Annotated in this window: 19 protein-coding genes, 1 rRNA gene, 1 pseudogene and 1 other annotated feature; of the genes and pseudogenes, 6 read left to right on the top strand and 15 right to left on the bottom strand. The window is 38.9% G+C overall.

All coding sequences use genetic code 11. The annotated features are described in order from the left end of the window. The first annotated feature begins 62 nt into the window (after positions 1-62). Complete coding sequence (locus M3166_RS18750; protein ID WP_353056592.1) at positions 63-1,331, top strand: cation:dicarboxylate symporter family transporter; 1,269 nt, start codon at positions 63-65, stop codon at positions 1,329-1,331. Between the two features lie 45 nt (positions 1,332-1,376). On the opposite strand, the gene M3166_RS18745 is transcribed toward M3166_RS18750, so the two are convergent. Next, positions 1,377-1,997 carry an RraA family protein gene (locus tag M3166_RS18745; protein ID WP_251691766.1) on the bottom strand — a complete coding sequence of 207 codons (621 nt, stop codon included), beginning with the start codon at positions 1,995-1,997 and terminating at the stop codon, positions 1,377-1,379. A gap of 158 nt (positions 1,998-2,155) precedes the next feature. On the opposite strand from M3166_RS18745, the gene M3166_RS18740 reads away from it, so the two are divergent. Then, on the top strand, positions 2,156-2,533 hold the full coding sequence (locus M3166_RS18740; protein ID WP_251691764.1) for a sodium:proton antiporter: 378 nt from the start codon (positions 2,156-2,158) through the stop codon (positions 2,531-2,533). 44 nt (positions 2,534-2,577) lie between these two features. Here M3166_RS18740 and M3166_RS18735 read toward each other — a convergent pair whose 3' ends face one another. The 3 genes from M3166_RS18735 to M3166_RS18725 form a co-directional block, all read right to left on the bottom strand. Then, positions 2,578-3,246 carry a deoxynucleoside kinase gene (locus M3166_RS18735; RefSeq protein WP_251691763.1) on the bottom strand — a complete coding sequence of 223 codons (669 nt, stop codon included), beginning with the start codon at positions 3,244-3,246 and terminating at the stop codon, positions 2,578-2,580. Then, on the bottom strand, positions 3,243-3,881 hold the full coding sequence (locus M3166_RS18730) for a deoxynucleoside kinase (protein WP_079523445.1): 639 nt from the start codon (positions 3,879-3,881) through the stop codon (positions 3,243-3,245). Before M3166_RS18730 ends, M3166_RS18735 begins: the two co-directional genes overlap by 4 nt. Before the next feature lie 108 nt (positions 3,882-3,989). Beyond that, complete coding sequence (locus M3166_RS18725) at positions 3,990-4,805, bottom strand: hypothetical protein (RefSeq protein ID WP_251691761.1); 816 nt, start codon at positions 4,803-4,805, stop codon at positions 3,990-3,992. 103 nt (positions 4,806-4,908) lie between these two features. Between M3166_RS18725 and tadA the strand changes: the two genes are divergently transcribed. Beyond that, positions 4,909-5,412 carry a tRNA adenosine(34) deaminase TadA gene (tadA, locus tag M3166_RS18720; protein WP_251691759.1) on the top strand — a complete coding sequence of 168 codons (504 nt, stop codon included), beginning with the start codon at positions 4,909-4,911 and terminating at the stop codon, positions 5,410-5,412. 10 nt (positions 5,413-5,422) lie between these two features. Next, positions 5,423-6,121, top strand: a complete 699-nt coding sequence (locus M3166_RS18715; RefSeq protein WP_251691757.1) for a YwaF family protein — start codon at positions 5,423-5,425, stop codon at positions 6,119-6,121. Between the two features lie 31 nt (positions 6,122-6,152). Here the strand turns inward: M3166_RS18715 and M3166_RS18710 are convergent. From M3166_RS18710 to M3166_RS18685, 6 genes and pseudogenes are all read right to left on the bottom strand, one after another. Continuing rightward, positions 6,153-6,312, bottom strand: a pseudogene (locus M3166_RS18710) (alcohol dehydrogenase); the annotation flags it as partial. Continuing rightward, on the bottom strand, positions 6,306-6,497 hold the full coding sequence (locus M3166_RS18705) for a CoA transferase (RefSeq protein WP_435368099.1): 192 nt from the start codon (positions 6,495-6,497) through the stop codon (positions 6,306-6,308). The pseudogene M3166_RS18710 and the gene M3166_RS18705, both read right to left, overlap by 7 nt. Positions 6,498-6,518: 21 nt before the next feature. Next, positions 6,519-7,370 carry a hydroxymethylglutaryl-CoA lyase gene (locus M3166_RS18700; protein ID WP_251691753.1) on the bottom strand — a complete coding sequence of 284 codons (852 nt, stop codon included), beginning with the start codon at positions 7,368-7,370 and terminating at the stop codon, positions 6,519-6,521. A gap of 10 nt (positions 7,371-7,380) precedes the next feature. Continuing rightward, positions 7,381-8,547: an acyl-CoA dehydrogenase family protein gene (locus M3166_RS18695; RefSeq protein WP_251691751.1), complete on the bottom strand. Its 1,167-nt coding sequence runs from the start codon at positions 8,545-8,547 to the stop codon at positions 7,381-7,383. Positions 8,548-8,558: 11 nt separating this feature from the next. After that, positions 8,559-9,335 (bottom strand): enoyl-CoA hydratase/isomerase family protein, encoded by a 777-nt coding sequence (locus M3166_RS18690; protein WP_251691749.1) that lies wholly within the window; start codon positions 9,333-9,335, stop codon positions 8,559-8,561. 4 nt (positions 9,336-9,339) lie between these two features. Further along, positions 9,340-9,615: a hypothetical protein gene (locus M3166_RS18685; protein ID WP_251691747.1), complete on the bottom strand. Its 276-nt coding sequence runs from the start codon at positions 9,613-9,615 to the stop codon at positions 9,340-9,342. A gap of 85 nt (positions 9,616-9,700) precedes the next feature. Here M3166_RS18685 and M3166_RS18680 point away from each other — a divergent pair, with 85 nt between their 5' ends. Then, positions 9,701-10,345, top strand: coding sequence for a GntR family transcriptional regulator (locus M3166_RS18680; protein WP_251691745.1), 645 nt, complete (start codon positions 9,701-9,703; stop codon positions 10,343-10,345). A 168-nt stretch (positions 10,346-10,513) separates the two neighbouring features. Here M3166_RS18680 and serS read toward each other — a convergent pair whose 3' ends face one another. Beyond that, complete coding sequence (gene serS, locus M3166_RS18675) at positions 10,514-11,806, bottom strand: serine--tRNA ligase (RefSeq protein ID WP_251691743.1); 1,293 nt, start codon at positions 11,804-11,806, stop codon at positions 10,514-10,516. Between the two features lie 96 nt (positions 11,807-11,902). Continuing rightward, positions 11,903-12,116, bottom strand: a binding site (T-box leader). A 156-nt stretch (positions 12,117-12,272) separates the two neighbouring features. Here serS and M3166_RS18670 point away from each other — a divergent pair. After that, positions 12,273-13,670: a PLP-dependent aminotransferase family protein gene (locus tag M3166_RS18670; protein ID WP_251691741.1), complete on the top strand. Its 1,398-nt coding sequence runs from the start codon at positions 12,273-12,275 to the stop codon at positions 13,668-13,670. Positions 13,671-13,714: 44 nt separating this feature from the next. Here M3166_RS18670 and asnB read toward each other — a convergent pair whose 3' ends face one another. The 4 genes from asnB to rrf form a co-directional block, all read right to left on the bottom strand. Continuing rightward, complete coding sequence (gene asnB / locus M3166_RS18665) at positions 13,715-15,541, bottom strand: asparagine synthase (glutamine-hydrolyzing) (protein WP_251691739.1); 1,827 nt, start codon at positions 15,539-15,541, stop codon at positions 13,715-13,717. 127 nt (positions 15,542-15,668) lie between these two features. Next, the gene (locus M3166_RS18660; RefSeq protein WP_251691737.1) at positions 15,669-17,006 is read right to left on the bottom strand and encodes a D-alanyl-D-alanine carboxypeptidase family protein; all 1,338 of its coding nucleotides are present in this window, start codon (positions 17,004-17,006) and stop codon (positions 15,669-15,671) included. Between the two features lie 135 nt (positions 17,007-17,141). Beyond that, the gene (gene guaB / locus M3166_RS18655) at positions 17,142-18,608 is read right to left on the bottom strand and encodes an IMP dehydrogenase (protein ID WP_251691736.1); all 1,467 of its coding nucleotides are present in this window, start codon (positions 18,606-18,608) and stop codon (positions 17,142-17,144) included. 184 nt (positions 18,609-18,792) lie between these two features. Continuing rightward, positions 18,793-18,880 (bottom strand): 5S ribosomal RNA (gene rrf, locus M3166_RS18650); the annotation flags it as partial.

Genomic DNA, 18,880 nt, shown 5'->3' with positions numbered 1-18,880 from the left:
GTATGTATCTAATAAAATTAGTTTTAGGCTAGTCCTGAATCTGATTTTTTAGGAGGAACTATATTTTGAAAAAGTTTAAAATTAGTTTAGCCGCACAAATTTTAATCGGTCTTGTACTCGGTGTTATCGTAGGTGCTGTGTTCTTTGGTAACGAAACTGCACAGTCATACTTACAGCCACTTGGCGATATTTTCTTAAACTTAATTAAGATGATCGTAGTACCGATTATTATTTCGACACTAATCGTTGGTGTTGCCGGAACTGGTGATATGAAACAATTAGGTCGTCTTGGCGGTAAAACACTTATTTATTTCGAAGTTATTACAACAGTTGCGATTGTTGTTGGTTTATTAGCAGCTAACCTATTCCAACCAGGTGCTGGTATTGATATGAATGCATTAGAGAAATCTGATATTTCTTCTTATGTAGAAACAACGGAAGCTGAAGAAGATAAAAGCAAAATCCAAATTATTGTAGATGTCGTTCCTAAAAACATTATAAATGCAATGGCAGAAGGCGATATGCTAGCAATTATTTTCTTCTCTGTAATTTTCGGTTTAGGTGTAGCAGCAATTGGTGATCGCGGAAAACCAGTGCTCGCATTCTTCCAAGGTACTGCAGACGCCATGTTCTGGGTCACAAACTTAGTAATGAAATTCGCACCAATTGGGGTATTTGCACTTATAGGTGTAACCGTTTCCAAATTCGGTATAGAATCCCTTATACCATTAGGAAAACTGGCGATTTTAGTATATGCAACAATGATTTTTTTCGTAATTGTTGTATTAGGTCTTACTGCCCGTATTTTCGGTATTAATATCTTTAAATTAATTCGTATGATTAAGGACGAGCTATTACTGGCTTATACTACTTCTTCATCAGAGACAGTATTACCTCGTATTATGTTAAAAACAGAAAAAATGGGTGCACCGAAAGATATCGTATCATTCGTAATCCCAACAGGTTATTCATTCAACTTAGACGGTTCTACTCTTTACCAGGCGATTGCAGCAATCTTCATTGCGCAAATGTACGGTATTGACCTTTCAATTATGGAACAGATTACATTAATGCTTGTATTAATGGTAACATCTAAAGGTATTGCGGGTGTTCCAGGGGTATCTTTCGTAGTACTTCTTGCAACATTAGGTTCTGTAGGTATTCCACTTGAAGGTTTAGCATTCATTGCAGGTATTGACCGTATTTTAGATATGGCTCGTACAGCTGTAAACGTAGTAGGTAACACATTGGCAGCACTTGTTATGGCGAAATGGGAAAAACGTTTCGACGAGAAGCAATTTGCTGAATACCAAGCTGCGAACTTAAAATAAAATTAGAAAATGGCGTAGTGAACAATATATTCACTACGCCATTTTTTATTTCACTACTTTTGCTAAATATGCGCGGATTGATGCTTCCCCGTTATATAATGCTTCATGTGCCCGCTCTTCATCTTTTGCCACTTTTGCTTCTGCAGCCTCAATAATCTGCTCAATATCCTCCTGAGGGATAATCACAACCCCATCACTATCACCAACTACATAATCGCCTGTTTGAACAGCCACATTTCCTACAGACACGGCTATGCCTACTGTCCCACCACCATGTTTATTGCCTGCTGCTACTGTTGTACCTAATGCAAATACCGGAAAATCAATTTCCTTTGCAGCTGCTATATCGCGAATAACCCCGTCCACAACAAAACCTTGGACACCGACACCTTGCGCAAGCTGCATAACAAAGTCCCCAGCTACAGCACGATTCGTATTGCCTTTAGCATCGATGACTAAAATTTCCCCTTTTTCAGCCTGGCTTATTGCTTCCAGTACCGCACCATTTTCCCCGTCCGGCAGACGTACCGTTCTCGCTTGTCCGGCAATTTTAAAGTGATCGGCAAGCGGTTTAATTGCTGATGCTACATTCGTATGTCCCCCTGTTGCATCGGAAATTGCTGTCGTTGGTAGTACCTGTAAGCGATCTATCATCGATAAAGTCATATTTCCATCCCCTTTTTGCTATAATGTTACAAATCGTTAAAATTTGTAATTACTTTAAGCATAAACGATACAACTTTTTCTTCGCAATATTTTTTAAAGTCGTTAAAAATATACTTATATTGGGAATACTACTAATACAGGAAAGGGGGGGAACTATATTGAACAACCCGCTCATTGAATCGGTAACAGATGAAAGTGGCCAAATAACTTATAAGATGAAGACCTTCGATATACAAGTTACTGCCCGGCTGACAGGTGGGCTTGCCCCTACAATCACGTATATGCATCAAGATAAAGATGTTACGGATGATATACGTGCGATTCGCTTCCATTTTGAAAATCCGGCATCATATATCGATAACTACGCTTCTTTTCAGAGGATGCTTTATGAAAGGGAACAGCGCGCAGTGAACGAGCTATACGAATCCATCAGTATAAAACCTAAAAATATGACGACAAGTAAACAAGTTTTATGGAGCTTCTTCGTCTTTCTGCTCATCATGACACCTATTTTTATTATCGTTTGGGCGAAATAAAAAAGACTGATTTCCGCTATCCTACAGAAATCAGTCCTTTTTTATTATTTTCGTAAATGGCTTGTTTGTTCAAGCATATAACCGATACGAGCTACGACATCCTCTACTTGTGCAGGGTTCTTCATTAAATCGTAATCGTTAATATCAATACGCAATACCGGACAGGCATTGAAGTTGTTAATCCAGTCTTCATAGCGACCGTGCATTTCTTCCCAGTACGAATGAGGCGTTTGCTGCTCCATCTCGCGTCCTCGCTCATGGATACGTCCAATTACATCATCAATCGGACCTTCCAAATATACAAGTAAATCCGGGTGCGGGAAATACGGTGTCATTACCATTGCATCAAAAAGATTTGTATATGTTTCATAATCTGTCGGCGTCATTGTACCTTTGTCATAATGCATCTTCGCAAAAATACCTGTATCTTCGTAAATAGAACGGTCCTGTATAAAGCCCCCGCCATATTCAAAAATTCGCTTCTGTTCTTTAAATCGTTCAGCAAGGAAATATACTTGCAAATGGAAGCTCCACTTTTCAAAATTATCATAAAATTTATCTAAATAAGGGTTTGTATCAACCTTTTCATAAGATGTACGGAAGTTTAAGCTATGCGATAATGCTTTTGTCATTGTTGACTTTCCGACACCTACTGTTCCTGCAATTGTAATCACTGCATTAGCAGGAATATTGTACTTCTCTCTTAAGTTCATTTCTGATGCAAACTCCTTTGTTGTAACTTTTCTTCTACTAGTCGTAATACGTACTTTAAATCTTCTTCATTCTTCACAAAATCAAGCTCATCTCCATTTAATGAGATGACAGGGATTTCTGGATGCATCTTTTCAAAATGTCCGATAAATTGATGATAATCGCTTGAAAGTTGTTCCATATAGTCACGTGAAATGTTCTTTTCCATTTCACGACCGCGCATAGCGATTCGTTTCATTAATGTGTCTAAGCTTGCATGTAAATAAATGACCATATTTGGCTTTGGCATATCAGCAGTTAAAATTCGATAGATCGATTCGTACTTTTCATACTCAGTCGGCTTTAAAGTACGTTTTGCAAAGATCAAATTTTTAAATATATGATAATCAGCCACTACTGGCCCTTGTGCTTCAATAATTTCATGAATATCAGATAATTGTTTGTATCGATTGCACAGGAAAAACATTTCCGTTTGGAAGCTCCACTCACTAATATCTTCATAGAACTTACCGAGAAATGGATTTTCATCTACAATCTCTTTTAATAAATGATAGTCAAACGTTTGTGATACGGCCTTAGATAATGAGGTCTTCCCAACACCAATCGGACCTTCTACTGTTATAAATGGCACAGACATTAGAAGTGCTCCTTCTCTTTTTATAGTCAATGCTTTTAATTTTATCACAACGTTCTTTAGACAACAAAGCAAACAATTCTATTTTACCGAATAAGGCATAGCCAATTTCTAGTAATCAAATTGTGCGAGCGCTTGCTCCTGTAATTCAAATAACTTTTCACGCTGTTCATCATAATTAGCATTTATTTTTTGTTGCTGGGCAAATGCCATTTCCTGAAGAGACTGTTCTTTTTTCATAAAGGTTTGTTCGATTTGCTCATAGTGTTTCTCTGTTCTTTCAGATAGATCCTGTAATGCCTCAAATAACTGATCATCTAGCTGGCTTTGTGATGCTGCTTCATTATCCATTAGGTTTTCGATTGCTTCATCACGCTGTTGTACCAGTCCATGACAGCTTTCTTCAAACAGCTGTTCCGCTTCATCGAATTGCTGTTTATATTTAATCAAGATGTCGGTTAACTCCTGATGTAAACTATCCATTGCTTGTTCCATTCCCTCTGTCACATCCGACACTTGTTCAAATTGTGAGAGTAGAGCTTGTTGCCTGTTATTGTAAAATTGAAACTTCCTGCGTTCTTCCGCTTGTTTCTGCTCAAGAAGTTCAATTTTATTGACGTGATAGTTTTTTTGTTCTTCTTCATAAGTAACTTTATAGTTTACCGATATAACTTTTCTTTTATTTGCGAATAACATTTCAATTTTTTCGATTGCTTGATTGCGATTTTGATTAAGTTTGTATTCTTCATCTTCATGCTGCTGTGCAATGGCTGCTTTTTGCTGTTCAAATTGCTTGTGCAAAGTCATAGTTACTTGTTGTTCATTTTTCTCAATCGTCAACAATTTTTGTTCATACTCATTATCCAGATCAGCCAATGCATTTTCGAAATACTCATTTACTTCTTCTATGGTTTGAAATGACTTCATCGCTGTACTCCTTCAAACTTTTCTTTCATCATAGCATGATTTATTTCTTGTCGCCCAACTATTCATTAGCATGCTAAACTAGGATTTAAGGAGTGATAGATGAATGCTCGAAAATAAAGATCACCATTACATGCAGGAAGCATTGGAAGAAGCGAAAAAAGCCGCTGCCCTTGGAGAAGTACCGATCGGCGCGGTTATTGTATATAAAGATGAGATTATTGCACGTGCACACAATTTACGCGAAACAACTCAAAATGCACTGACACACGCAGAAAGCATGGCCATTCAAGAAGCCTGCAGCAAAATAGGCAGCTGGCGTTTAGAAGAGACTACTTTGTACGTTACACTTGAACCTTGCCCGATGTGTGCAGGAGCTATTTTACAGTCACGCGTACCACGGGTTGTATACGGGGCCCGTGATATAAAGGCAGGCTGTGTCGACTCATTATACCGTCTCCTCAATGATCCGCGTTTTAATCATGAATGTACTGTAACAGAAGGGGTTATGGCGGAAGAGTGCGGACAAATTTTAACGGACTTTTTCAAAGCGCTTCGCGACCGTAAAAAAGCAGAGAAGTTAGCGAGAAAACAACAATCCGAAAAGTAAGGTGTGTGCAATGAATGGATTTTCCATTTTTGATTCGATTCATATAATGTGGCTTATTTTTATTGGCGGTTTTTTAGTGATTTCGTTATATTTTTATCATTGTTCTTCTCATGAAAAGCAACATCTTTTCCTAAAATCGATTTTCTGGCTGTTACTGTTATTAGAAGTAGCAAAGCAACTTTATTTAATCGTAACAAATCAATATTCATATTGGAGTCCCCCGCTCCATCTGTGCGGTTTTGGCATTTTCATTATTGGCTGGCATGCCTATTTCCCAACTCGGACTACAGCTACTTTATTATTTACGCTTACTTTGCCCGGAGCTGCGATTGCACTTTTATTCCCCGGATGGACAATTGATCCGGTTGGCGGCTTTTTGCATTTCCACAGCTTCATATTTCATGCACTGCTTGTATTAGTTGTAGCGGCTTTAATTTTGGAAAGGCAGCTGGTGACAAATTTTACGGATATTTGGCGGGCTGTATTATTTCTGCTAGTCACAGTTCCGCCTGTTTATATATACAATGCACATTTTCATACGAATTTTATGTTTCTAAATCGCCCTGTAAAAGGGACGCCTCTTCAATGGTTATACGATGCGTTTGGGGCAGCTGGTTATTTAGCCAGTTTAGTAGGGGTTATCGTTAGTATTTGGATTGTGCTTTATGTACTTCTTGCCATACAAAAACGACGACACATTACCGAATAAATGTGTCGTCGTTTTATTTTGCTTTTTTCCATTAATCCATTTTAATAATGATTCGAGAATTATCGCCTGTTGCCAGTAGATCAAAACCTTCACTAATTTCATCAAGCGTAATGATATTTGATATAAGAACCTTTTAACGTTTTTTCTTCGGCTGTTAAAGTTACATAAGGGAACGAAAATTGAGCTAATGGAATTCATAAAAACAGCAGATGTCTTCGTGGAAAATTACCGGTTGAAATTTAGGCTCCATCTTTCTGGCCTCGTCACCGCTCAGCTTTTCTACTTTGATCACTTCTGCTACTAAGTCAGCTAAAATCATCGTTAATGTCGGCCCTGAAATATTCGTTGTCATATCAAGAACACGTATTCCTTGCAATGGTTTCAAATTCAGCCCTCCTTAAACTAAGCTGTAAGCGAACTTTGCCACATCCTTTAACTTTTCCTGACGGATATGTGTTTTAACTTCCATCGCTTCAAACAGCTCCACCACTTTCTCTGTTGCTACATTTCCTGTAGCTCCAGGTGAAAACGGACAACCGCCAAGTCCTGCAATCGAACTATCAAACTTTTCAATTCCCGCATTTAATGCGGCAATTATATTTGCATAGGCAAAACCGTTTGTATCATGGAAATGTGCCACGAATGTTGTATCCGGGAAATCTTTTTTTAATGCGCTGAACCGTTCATACACGATGCGCGGATTTGCCTGTCCATTCGTATCACCAATTGAAATTTCGTCAGCCCCGTCATTTACAAATTGTGCTACAACCCGCTTAACTTGCTCATAGGAAATGGCTCCTTCATACGGACAGCTAAAACACATCGACACATAGCCACGAATAAACTTTTGCTGAGCTTTTGCATGCTGGAACACTTCGCTGCATTCTGCCAAAGACTCTTCGATGGAACGTTTAATATTTTTTTGGTTGAATGTCTCACTCGCCCCGACGAATACCGCAATCTGCGGTACACCTGCATCAATTGCACGCTCCAGTGCTTTCATATTAGGAGTTAAAGCGATATATTCCATCCCCAGTTCATTACAAAATGCCGTAATTTCCTGTGCGTCTGCCATTTGCGGGACAATTTTTGGATGAACAAACGATGCCGTTTCAATACGCTGAAAGCCCGCTTCATATAATTGCTTGATTAACTTTTTCTTTTCCTCTGTTGGCACAAAGCGTGATTCATTTTGCAAACCGTCGCGTGGACCTACTTCAATAATTTCAACTTGCTTTGGAAAGTGCATGATTTTCACCTCAATAAGATTTTGGAAGTTTTAATATATGTTCTCCGACGTATGATAAAATCAGGTTTGTTGAAATTGGAGCTACTTGATAGAGCCGTGTCTCTTTAAATTTCCGCTCAATATCATATTCTGCGGCAAAGCCAAAGCCGCCATAAGTTTGAATCGTTACATTGGCCGCCTCCCATGATGCATCTGCAGCAAATAACTTCGCCATGTTGGCCTCTGCCCCGCAAGCTTGCTGACGATCATAAAATTCCGCAGCTTTTATACGCATTAAGTCTGCCGCCTCAATATGGATATGCGCCTGGGCAATCGGAAACTGTATTCCTTGGTTTTGACCTATCGGACGATCAAAAACAACACGTTCTTTTGCATAATTCGTTGCCCGTTCAATAAACCAGCGTCCATCACCGATACATTCCGCAGCAATTAAAATCCGCTCGGCATTCATTCCGTCCAAGATATAGCGGAATCCTTTTCCCTCTTCGCCAATTAAATTTTCTACAGGCACCTTTAAATTGTCGATAAACAATTCCGTTGTCGCATGGTTCATCATTGTTTTAATTGGCCGTATTTCTAATCCATTTCCAACTGCTTCATTCAAATCAACAATTAGCACGGACAGGCCGTCACTCTTTTTAACGCATTGGTCTTTCGGTGTTGTACGCACTAATAAAATCATTAAATCCGAATGCTCTGCACGGGAAATGAATACCTTTTGACCATTCACGATATAATGGTCGCCATCCCGTTTCGCAAACGTTTTTAAGTTTGTTGTGTCAGTACCAGTGTTAGGTTCCGTCACCCCAAATGCTTGTAAACGAAGTGACCCGTCCGCAATCTTCGGCAAATATTTCTCCTTTTGTGCAGGAGAACCATGCCGTAAAATCGTTCCCATCGTATACATTTGTGCATGACACGCACCCGCGTTCCCGCCTGAACGATTAATCTCCTCTAAAATTACCGATGCTTCCAATATTCCTAAACCGGAACCACCATATTGTTCTGGTATTAAAGCCCCTAAAAAGCCAGCCTGAGTAATAGCCTCCACAAATTCGGTCGGATATCCGTCGATCTCATCCAATTTCCGCCAATAGTCACCATCAAAACGTTTGCAAACTGCTCTTACACCTTCACGAAGTTCTTCTAAAAATGCCAGATTCTCTGTTAACATCATCTGAGATCCTCCTACCGTCCAATAAAATTAGGTTTTCTTTTTTCGTTGAAGGCTAAAATACCTTCCATTCGATCCACAGAAGCGATAACCTCGTTGTACGTTTCTATTTCAATCCGGAATGCTTCAGATGCTTCTAATGAACTAATTTCTGCTACTTTTTTAACGCCTTGAACGCCTAAAGGTGCATTGCCTGCAATTTCTTTTGCTAACTCAAGTGTGGTACTCATTACTTCTTCAGATTCGACAACTCGATTAAATAACCCTGCGTTCTGTGCTTCTTCTGCAGAGACAATCCGCCCTGTAAATAGCCATTCTTTTGCAATATGGAGCGGTACACGTTTTGGCAGTAATCGTGCTCCTCCTCCGCCCGGCATAATACCTCGAGTGACCTCGGTTAGCCCTACCTTTGCATTTTTACCGGCAACAATTAAGTCCGTATTCAATGCAAGTTCAAACCCTCCTGCAAGTGTATAGCCATTGATCGCAGCAATGGTAGGTTGCCTGCAATTGGCTACTGCCTGGAACATTTGTTCAAATAAGTGATGCTGTTCCGTCCACGCGGACTCACTCATCCCTTTACGCTCTTTTAAATCCGCGCCTGAACAAAAGGCATCTTCAGTGGAGGAAGTTAAAATGACGACGCGTACCGGCTGCTCATTGAATGACTGAAATACAGTTAACAGCTGCTTCGCCATTTCCGTATTAAATGCATGACGCATTTCCGGTCGGTTTAATGTAACAATCGCAATTTTCTCTTCATATTCATATGAAACTTGAATATATTCCATTCGTTCACTTCCCTTTCTGTGAGATTACTTGATCGATTAAAGGCTTCGTAATGTTTGGTGCAAAGTCCTTTTTATAAATCATCATCGTGCGTTTAAAGTGAATGACAATTTGCCCGTCCTGGTTGTAGCCGGTTGTTTTCACTTCAATGATCCCTACATTATTTCGTTTAGCACTTTCTTTTTTTGATAATATTTCTGTATAGGAGTAAATTGTATCCCCTTCAAAAACAGGGTGCGGGAGCCTTACTTCATCCCATCCAATCTGAATCTGTTGTTCCATGACAACATCCCTCTTTAAAGTTTGCATAGTTTTTCCGTATATTGTATATTGGATCCAAAATACAACACATAATGAGGTGTTTTATATGAAATTTGATCATGATTTAACTGCTGAAACATTACCCTCTAAAATTTACCGGATTCTGCGCGAAGCGATTATAAAAGGGCAGCTGCAGCCTGGCGAACGCCTGGTACAGGATGAATTGGCGAAAACATTAAACGTTAGCAGAATGCCGATCCGAGAAGCGATAAAACAGTTGGCTGCTGAAGGCTATGTCACAGTTGAGCCGCATAAAGGGGCTGTCGTCAAACAATTTACAATCCACGAACTGGAAGAAATTTATTTTTTACGAGCTAAATTTGAACCAATGGCTGCTGCTGAAAGTTTGAAAACGATGTCACCACAACTAGTAAATCAATTGCGTGAGCTTAACGAGAGAATGAAGAAAACAGATGATACAGATGAATATATTCAACTTAATATTCAATTTCATCATCTGTTAATAAAAGATTGTCCTTGGGGGAAATTAAATAGCATTATTGAAAATTTTTGGACCGGTTTCCCTCAGCAAACACCACATCTTTTACCTAACCAAATTGCCACTTCCATTAGTGAACATGATTTAATGGTGGAAGCTTTGGCTAACGATAACATTGAGCTTACATGCCAATTGCTTGAACAACATATTACACGTGCAAAATATGATGTTCTTAGAAACTTTATTCAATAAATTCTATTAATGTTAAAATATTGTATCCAATATCCTATTTTCTCGAATATAACAAAATATTCTCGCTTTGTAAAATAAATTACTAAATTCCCTGAAATATTTTAGCGCAGAAAAGAAAAAAAGTGTGTTGAAATTATTGATTCAACACACTTTTTAATTTAGATTAAATTATTTTACAGTAATGACTTCTAGTCCACCCATATATGGACGTAACACTTCCGGAATAACAACAGAACCATCTTCTTGTTGGTAATTTTCCAGAATTGCTGCTACTGTACGACCTATTGCTAGACCTGAACCATTTAACGTGTGAACGAATTCCGGTTTTGCACCTGCTTCACGACGGAAACGGATATTCGCACGACGCGCTTGGAAATCTTCGAAGTTTGAACATGAAGAAATTTCGCGGTACATGTTTTGAGCAGGAATCCATACTTCCAAATCGTACTTCTTCGCAGCTGTGAAACCTAAATCTGCTGTACACATTTTTAATTTGCGGTATGGTAAACCTAAAAGTTGTAATACCTTTTCAGCATGACCAGTTAAGATTTCAAGTTGCTCATAAGATTCTTCCGGTTTAACAAAGCGAACTAATTCTACTTTATTGAACTGATGCTGACGGATCAGTCCACGTGTATCACGACCTGCAGATCCTGCTTCTGAACGGAAGTTAGCGCTGAATGCAGAGAACGCTTGCGGTAGCATATCCGCTGATAAAATTTCATCACGGTAATAGTTTGTTACCGGTACTTCAGCAGTTGGAATCAGGTAATAATCCATTTCATCTTCTTCACGAACTAATTTAAATACGTCTTCTTCAAACTTCGGTAATTGGCCTGTACCTGTCAGTGAATCGCGGTTAACGATTTGCGGTGGCAGCATTTCTGTATAGCCATGCTGATCTGAATGAAGATCCATCATGAAGTTCAGTAAAGCACGCTCTAAACGTGCGCCTAAACCTTTATAGAACAAGAAACGGCTTCCCGTAACTTTAGCTCCGCGCTCAAAGTCTACGATATCTAATTCTTTGGCAATATCCCAATGTGCTTTTGCTTCAAAATTAAATGCCGGCACATCGCCCCAAGTGTACTCTTCCACATTATCATCTTCTTCTGTGCCAACAGGTACTGATTCATGCGGGATATTCGGCAAACGCATCATCATATCTTTAAATTCATCTTCAATGGCATTTAATTCGGCATCCAATGCTTTAATTTCATCGCCTACTTCGCGCATACGTGCAATTACTTCTGATGCATCTTCTTTGTTGCGCTTCATAACAGAAATTTGTTCAGACACTTTATTGCGCTCTGCTTTCAATACTTCTGTTTTGGCGATTAATTCACGACGTTTTGTATCTAAGTTTTCAAAGTTATCCAGATTTCCTAAATCCTCATTACGTGTAAGAAGCATACGCTTTACTTCTTCAAAATTGTCGCGGACGCGTTTAATATCTAACATAATTTTTCCTCCTAATATTTATGAAATGATGATCCTGAGCACTTTAACGCGTTAATGTATTAGCAGAATAAATACAAAAAAGCCCTCAATCCCTATGAAAGGGACGAGAGCTACCCGCGTTGCCACCCTAATTGAATAGAAAAATCTATTCCTCTTAACAATTAACGACTTTGGTAAGCCGGCTTCCACCTACTATAATTTCGGAAAAAGCATCTCAAGGACGGATTCACAAGTGTTTTTATCAGCTTCCACCGACCGCTGACTCTCTAAAAAAAACGGGCTTGCTACTACTTCCTATCATCGAATTCATTTATAAATTTAACCATACTGTACTATAAAACCATATACATTTGCAAGTTCCGGCGAAAACATTCACTAATTTTCTACATCGTGCTATACTTTTCTGACACTTTCAATATTAATTAAAATTGAAATTTCATTAAGGTTACATAAGGAGGATAAGAAGATGCTTTTCTTTCAGCTTCATAAGGACCATACGATTCCACTATATGAACAACTGTATATCGGCATAAAAAATGCAATTACTAACAACCAGCTAGCTGTTGGTGTACGCCTTCCTTCCAAAAGGGAACTTGCGGATTTTTTCAATATAAGTCAAACAACCGTCGAGCTTGCGTATTCGCAGCTGTTGGCGGAAGGCTATATTATGTCAAAACCGCGTGTCGGTTATTTTGTTGAAGAGATCGATTCAATACCTTACCGCCAAAGTGATCTATCGAACAATGAAATAAAAAAAACAGCGGAAACTACGAAATATAAAATTGATTTCTCTTCTGCAAAAATTGATGAGGAAGCTTTTCCTTTTACGATATGGAGAAAATATGCAAAAGACGTGCTCGATAAACCGTTCAAACATCTACTTCAGACAGGGGAACGTCAAGGTGAGCTTGCATTGCGTATCGAAATTGCGAACTATTTACACCAATCACGGGGAATCGAGTGCCAGCCAGAGCAAATCGTCATCGGCTCCGGTACTGAGCAATTACTGCCTATGATTTTAAAAATTCTAGATGTTGATTCAAAGCTTGCTTTTGAAAATCCAGGTTATTCACCTATTCCCCGTCATCAATTAGGTCAGCTCGCTATTCCGATTTCTGTTGATACAGATGGAATTGTGGTGGAACAATTACAGAAATCAAATGCAAATGTCGTTTACATAACACCTTCACACCAATTCCCGACTGGTGCAGTTCTTTCAGCTAATCGACGGACACAATTATTAAATTGGGCAGCTAAAACACCGGACCGTTTTATTATTGAAGATGATTACGACAGTGAATTTCGATATATTGGGAAGCCAATTCCAGCGCTTAGAGGACTTGATGTAAATGACCGGGTCATTTATTTAAGTACCTTTACTAAATCATTGATGCCATCATTGCGTGTTGCCTTTTTTGTCCTGCCGCCAACACTCGTTCAACGCTATCAGGAGCATTTTAATTACTACTCTTCTACAGTTCCTCGGTTTGAACAGCATATTTTAGCGAAGTTTATGAAAGACGGACACTTTGCCAAACATTTAAATCGGATGCGTAAAATTTACCGTAAAAAGCACGATAAATGTATTGAAGTGTTTTCAAATCATTACTCTCAAATAACAATATCCGGTGATGCTGCCGGTACGAACATTCTTGTTGCATTCCGTCATAAGGAATCTGAACGGGAACTTCAACAGGTCGCGCGCAAGCACGGTATCCATATTTTACCGTTATCAAATTATTATTTAACAGAGCAGCATTACTCCAAAAGAACATTTTTATTAGGGTTTGGTAATTTGCAACTTCATGATATTGAACCGAACATCCATCAGCTAATGGAAATTTGGGGGATTTCTAAAAGTTAATAGAAAGGGATTTTTAAAGAGACGTTCCGTATGGAAACGTCTCTTTACGTTGAAATAATATTGATGCGATATTGCTCGACCCAATCATGTAATTGTATAAAATATGCTATGAGTTGTGGTCCCGCCATTAACTGGCCAAACCAAGGTATTTGAAACGATTGACCATTTGTAGCAAGCAATCGTTCTAACTGCTCCTTCTCGAATAATTCATGCAGAACTGAGTGCTTCTGCCGTAAAATTTGCTCTAACCGTTGATGAACGAGTTCTGTATATTTAGGATGATACGTTTTGGGATACGGATTTTTCTTACGCTCCACAACTTCCTTCGGTAAAATATCCTGAAACGCCTTTCGTAAAATCCCCTTTTCCATTCCGCCGCTGTTTTTCATTTCCCAAGGAATATTCCATACATATTCAATTATTGTATGATCGGCAAACGGTACACGGACTTCCATACTTGCACCCATCGTCATCCGGTCATTTCTTTCTAATAACGTCTGCATAAAGAACTGGTTATTTAAATAAAACAGCTGCTGGCGTTCCTGCTCTTCTTTAGTCCCTATAAATGATGGCATCCCTTTTACTGCTTCTTCATAAGTACTTTGCATAAACTGCGGCAACTGCAGGCGTTTTTGCCAATCTGATTTAAATAACTGTTCACGTTCCTTTGTAGAACGAAGCCACGGGAAAAGTGTTTCTCTTTTCCCTTCATAAAACCATGGATAACCACCAAATACTTCATCAGCACATTCACCCGACAGCGCCACAGTATGTTCTTTTTTCATTTCTTTACAGAATAAATAAAATGAGCTATCAATATCCGCCATACTCGGCATGTCTTTTAAACGCATTGCCTGTTCTAAACCATCTACTAATTCTTGTTGGGTCAACGTTACTTGTCGGTGCTTTGTCTGAAATGCCTGTTGCATTTTTCCGATCCAGAATTCATCCTGTGATGTTTGAAATGAGTTTTTTGTGAAATGATAGTCATTTTCTTCAAATGCTACGGAATAAGTCGCCAATGTTTTCTGTTCTTTTGCAAGTTGTTGTGCAGCAACCGCCGTAATGATACTTGAATCGAGTCCGCCTGATAGCATTGTACTTAGCGGCACATCGCTTATTAGTTGACGAATAATTGCATTTGTTACGAGTTCCCGGACATTTTCAATCGTTTCTGCCTCTGAATGTTCATGATGTTTACTTTCAATGTCCCAGTACTGCCAGCTTTTCCTGAAACCGCTTCGCACCATCATTGCGTATGCGGGCTTAACTTCTTTAATCCCTTTAAATATGGCATGCCCTACAATACGTGATGGGCCAAGACTAAATAATGCGGCAAGCCCTTCTGCATCAACTTCTGCCTTCACAGCAGGATGTGCCAGTATCCCTTTTATTTCAGAACTGAACAATAGCCCATCCGGAAGCTCATAATAAAACAGCGGCTTTACCCCTAGCCGGTCACGACATAGGAATAGTGATTGCTCCTGCTCATTCCATACGGCAAAAGCAAATATCCCATTTAAGTACTCCATACAGCGGTCTTTCCATTCAACATACGCCATTAAAATAACTTCTGTATCGGATGTTGTATAAAAGGAATGGCCCAAATTTTTAAGCTGTTCACGAAGCTCGTTTGCATTGTAAACCTCGCCATTATACACAATTGTCAATTCGCCGCGAGTCATCGGCTGATTACCTGTCACTAAATCAATAATTGCGAGCCGTTTATGGCCCAGTAAAGCATGTTTGCTTATAAAGTATCCTTCACTATCCGGACCACGGTGTAAAAGCGTCCTCGTCATTTTTTTAATCATTGATTCTTCATTTACTAAGTGGGTCGAGTAATCGATCCAACCTGATATTCCACACATGATTAATCCCTCCATGTATCAATGTATGTTTTGCATGGTTTATCGACAAATTGTCCCATTCGAAAAATTCCCTTAGACGAAAAAAAAAGCCTTTCTACAAGCATTTACTTATAGAAAGGCCCACTCATTATTTAATTAAATTACCTGCAAATCCAAACACACCATTCCATAAATTACCGAAAAAGCTTCCGATACCTTGGAACATTAATGATATTTTCCCTGCACGTTCTACCGATTCTGTCGTCACGACATCTGCTACAATAGGATTGCCATCAATATAGCCGAAATCTTTGCCTTCTGTAGGTGCAAGTACAGCCTGTCCTACTACTTGGTCTTTTTCGATTCCTGCTTCAATTTCTTTCTTGTCCAATGTCAACGTCGGAACGTATGAATCTTTCTCGCTCGTCTTAACCATTACAGAAACCGGCTCTTTCAAACCGATTTTAACAGAGTCCTCTTTCCCTTTAGTAACAGGAATCGTTTTTTGCTCTTCAAAAACGTAGTTACCTGGAAGAAGTTCTACTTTCGAAAATTGACCAAATCCATAATCAAATAACTTCGCTGTCGCATCAAAACGTGCTTTATAAGAGCCTACACCCTTTGAATCCACTGCCTTCATAACAACAGCGATTAAACGTGTATCACCGCGTTTAGCTGTACCTGTAAATGTATGACCGGCAAAATCTGTTGTCCCTGTTTTTAACCCGTCTACGCCTTCATATTCATATACAAGGCCCGGTAGCATGAAGTTCCAGTTGGACATACTAATTGCATCCGAAGTTCCTTCACGGAATATTTTCTTCGGAATTTTTGCTGTTTCTAACATGTCAGGATGATCTTTTAATAAGTTGTACGCTAATTTTGCTACAGAACGAGCAGGCATGACGTTTTCATCTTTTTCACCAGTACCTTCTGGATGCATGCCTTGTAAATCAGCATTATTTAAACCTGTTGCGTTTACAAATTTGTAATTTTCTAAGCCAAGTTCTTCTGCCTTTTTATCCATCAATTTAAGGAATTCTTTTTCTGTACCTGCAATTGTTTCTGCAATCGCAATTGTAGCAGCATTTGCAGAATAGATTGCCATTGCTTCATATAACTCTCTAATTGTATACGTACCATCAGCACGTAACGGTACATTACTTAATAAACGGTTTTGGGAAACTTTATATGTATACTCTGATACATTATATTGTTGATCCCATGAAATTGAGCCTTCTTCGATTGCATCAAGTAATAGATACTCTGTCATCATTTTCGTCATACTTGCAATACCTAAAGCTGTCTCTGCATTTTGCTCATATAAAATTTTCCCTGTGTCTGCATCAATTAATATTGCCGCATCTACCGTTAACCCTAAATCCGTCGCCGCATTTGTCTTAGCAGGTGTCACCGCCAGCATGCTAAGTATTAAAATCGGAATTAAGACAATGCTTAATACCGTTTGCTTTCTTACCTTCTTCACAAAGCTACCTCCAAATTTTTATTCTTGTCTAACGTCATTTTATCATACATAAGTAGTTGTATGTGACCTTCTATTAATAAAAAAACGTTACTATCTCCAATTTGACGATAGTAACGTTTGAAAGTTTCCTAGTAATTATTGTAAAGAGTAGTTTGGTGATTCTTTCGTAATTTGTACATCATGTGGATGTGATTCACGTAAGCCTGCACCCGACATTTTAATGAACTGTGATTTTTCACGTAAGTGTTCTAAATCCGGTGCACCGCAGTAACCCATTCCGGCACGTACACCACCAACTAATTGGTGAATTGTATCTGCTAAAGGTCCTTTGTATGGTAAACGTCCTTCAATTCCTTCTGGTACAAGCTTTTTCGCATCTTCTTGGAAGTAGCGGTCTTTAGAACCTTTTTCCATTGCACCTAGTGAACCCATTCCACGGTACACTTTAAAGCGACGTCCTTGGAAGATTTCTGTTTCACCAGGAGATTCAGATGTTCCTGCTAATAATGAACCTAACATTACAGTATGTCCACCTGCAGCTAAAGCTTTTGTGATATCTCCAGAATACTTGATACCGCCATCAGCAATAATTGTTTTACCTAATTCACGGGCAACTGATGCTGCATCGTAAACAGCTGTAATTTGTGGTACACCAACTCCTGCTACAACACGAGTTGTACAAATAGAACCAGGACCGATTCCTACTTTTACAACATCGGCACCAGCTTCAAATAATGCACGTGTTCCTTCAGCTGTTGCAACATTCCCTGCAATAATATCCAAGTCCGGGTAAGCTGCACGAATGTCTTTAATTGTATTTAAAACTCCTTGAGAATGACCGTGTGCTGTATCAATTACAACGATGTCCACTTGCGCTTCCACTAGCTTCGCAATACGCATCATTGTATCTTTAGAAACACCAACCGCCGCTCCTACAACTAATCGGCCGTGGCTGTCTTTAGCAGCATTTGGGAACTCAATTACTTTTTCAATATCTTTAATTGTGATTAAGCCAGTTAACTTTCCTGCTTCATCAACAATCGGTAACTTTTCAATTTTATATTGCTGAAGAATTTTTTCTGCATCTTCTAAAGTTGTCCCTACAGGAGCAATGATTAAATCTTCTTTTGTCATTACATCATCAATTTTTAATGAGTAATCTGAAATGAAGCGTAAATCACGGTTTGTAATAATACCCACTAATTTCTGATCTTCCATGTTATTTACAATAGGGACACCTGAAATGCGGTACTTGCCCATTAAATGCTCTGCATCAAAAACTTGATGTTCTGGTGTAAGGAAGAAAGGATTTGTAATAACGCCGTTTTCAGAGCGTTTTACTTTCTCGACTTCTTCTGCTTGTTCATCAATACTCATATTTTTATGAATAATACCAATTCCACCTTGACGAGCCATGGCAATTGCCATTTTTGATTCGGTTACAGTATCCATACCTGCAGAGATCAGCGGAATGTTTAACTTAATGCTGTCAGTTAGATTTACAGACAAATTAACATCTTTCGGTAACACTTCAGAGTGCCCTGGCACTAATAGTACATCATCAAAAGTTAAACCTTCTTTAGCAAATTTTGTTTCCCACATTGTTAAGAATGCCTCCTATTTATAAAAGAATATTATTGTAAGGTTACCTCCGAGGGACATCACTGTCAAGATTCTTTAAAAAGTAAAATAATTCGGAATATTATATTATTTGTGTTTTTCCTTAAAGAGAGAAAAAATATTTTATAACAAAAAACCCACTGATTTCTCAGTGGGTTTTACATGTGCGAAGCGACGTCCTACTCTCACAGGGGGAAGCCCCCAACTACCATCGGCGCTAAAGAGCTTAACTTCCGTGTTCGGTATGGGAACGG

This window comes from Solibacillus isronensis, from assembly GCF_023715405.1.
Taxonomy (GTDB): Bacteria; Bacillota; Bacilli; order Bacillales_A; family Planococcaceae; genus Solibacillus; species Solibacillus isronensis_B.
Note: the sequence above shows the minus strand (reverse complement) of the source record. Positions and strands in the feature narration are given on the sequence as shown.

Excerpts from the sequence above, each read along its gene's own strand:
- M3166_RS18745 (WP_251691766.1), bottom strand. The coding sequence starts at position 1,997 with ATGACTTTATCGATGATAGATCGCTTACAGGTACTACCAACGACAGCA.
- M3166_RS18735 (WP_251691763.1), bottom strand. The coding sequence starts at position 3,246 with ATGAACTTAAGAGAGAAGTACAATATTCCTGCTAATGCAGTGATTACA.
- M3166_RS18730 (WP_079523445.1), bottom strand. The coding sequence starts at position 3,881 with ATGTCTGTGCCATTTATAACAGTAGAAGGTCCGATTGGTGTTGGGAAG.
- M3166_RS18725 (WP_251691761.1), bottom strand. The coding sequence starts at position 4,805 with ATGAAGTCATTTCAAACCATAGAAGAAGTAAATGAGTATTTCGAAAAT.
- tadA (WP_251691759.1), top strand. The coding sequence starts at position 4,909 with ATGCTCGAAAATAAAGATCACCATTACATGCAGGAAGCATTGGAAGAA.
- M3166_RS18715 (WP_251691757.1), top strand. The coding sequence starts at position 5,423 with ATGAATGGATTTTCCATTTTTGATTCGATTCATATAATGTGGCTTATT.
- M3166_RS18700 (WP_251691753.1), bottom strand. The coding sequence starts at position 7,370 with ATGCACTTTCCAAAGCAAGTTGAAATTATTGAAGTAGGTCCACGCGAC.
- M3166_RS18695 (WP_251691751.1), bottom strand. The coding sequence starts at position 8,547 with ATGATGTTAACAGAGAATCTGGCATTTTTAGAAGAACTTCGTGAAGGT.
- M3166_RS18690 (WP_251691749.1), bottom strand. The coding sequence starts at position 9,335 with ATGGAATATATTCAAGTTTCATATGAATATGAAGAGAAAATTGCGATT.
- M3166_RS18685 (WP_251691747.1), bottom strand. The coding sequence starts at position 9,615 with ATGGAACAACAGATTCAGATTGGATGGGATGAAGTAAGGCTCCCGCAC.
- M3166_RS18680 (WP_251691745.1), top strand. The coding sequence starts at position 9,701 with ATGAAATTTGATCATGATTTAACTGCTGAAACATTACCCTCTAAAATT.
- serS (WP_251691743.1), bottom strand. The coding sequence starts at position 11,806 with ATGTTAGATATTAAACGCGTCCGCGACAATTTTGAAGAAGTAAAGCGT.
- M3166_RS18670 (WP_251691741.1), top strand. The coding sequence starts at position 12,273 with ATGCTTTTCTTTCAGCTTCATAAGGACCATACGATTCCACTATATGAA.
- asnB (WP_251691739.1), bottom strand. The coding sequence starts at position 15,541 with ATGTGTGGAATATCAGGTTGGATCGATTACTCGACCCACTTAGTAAAT.
- guaB (WP_251691736.1), bottom strand. The coding sequence starts at position 18,608 with ATGTGGGAAACAAAATTTGCTAAAGAAGGTTTAACTTTTGATGATGTA.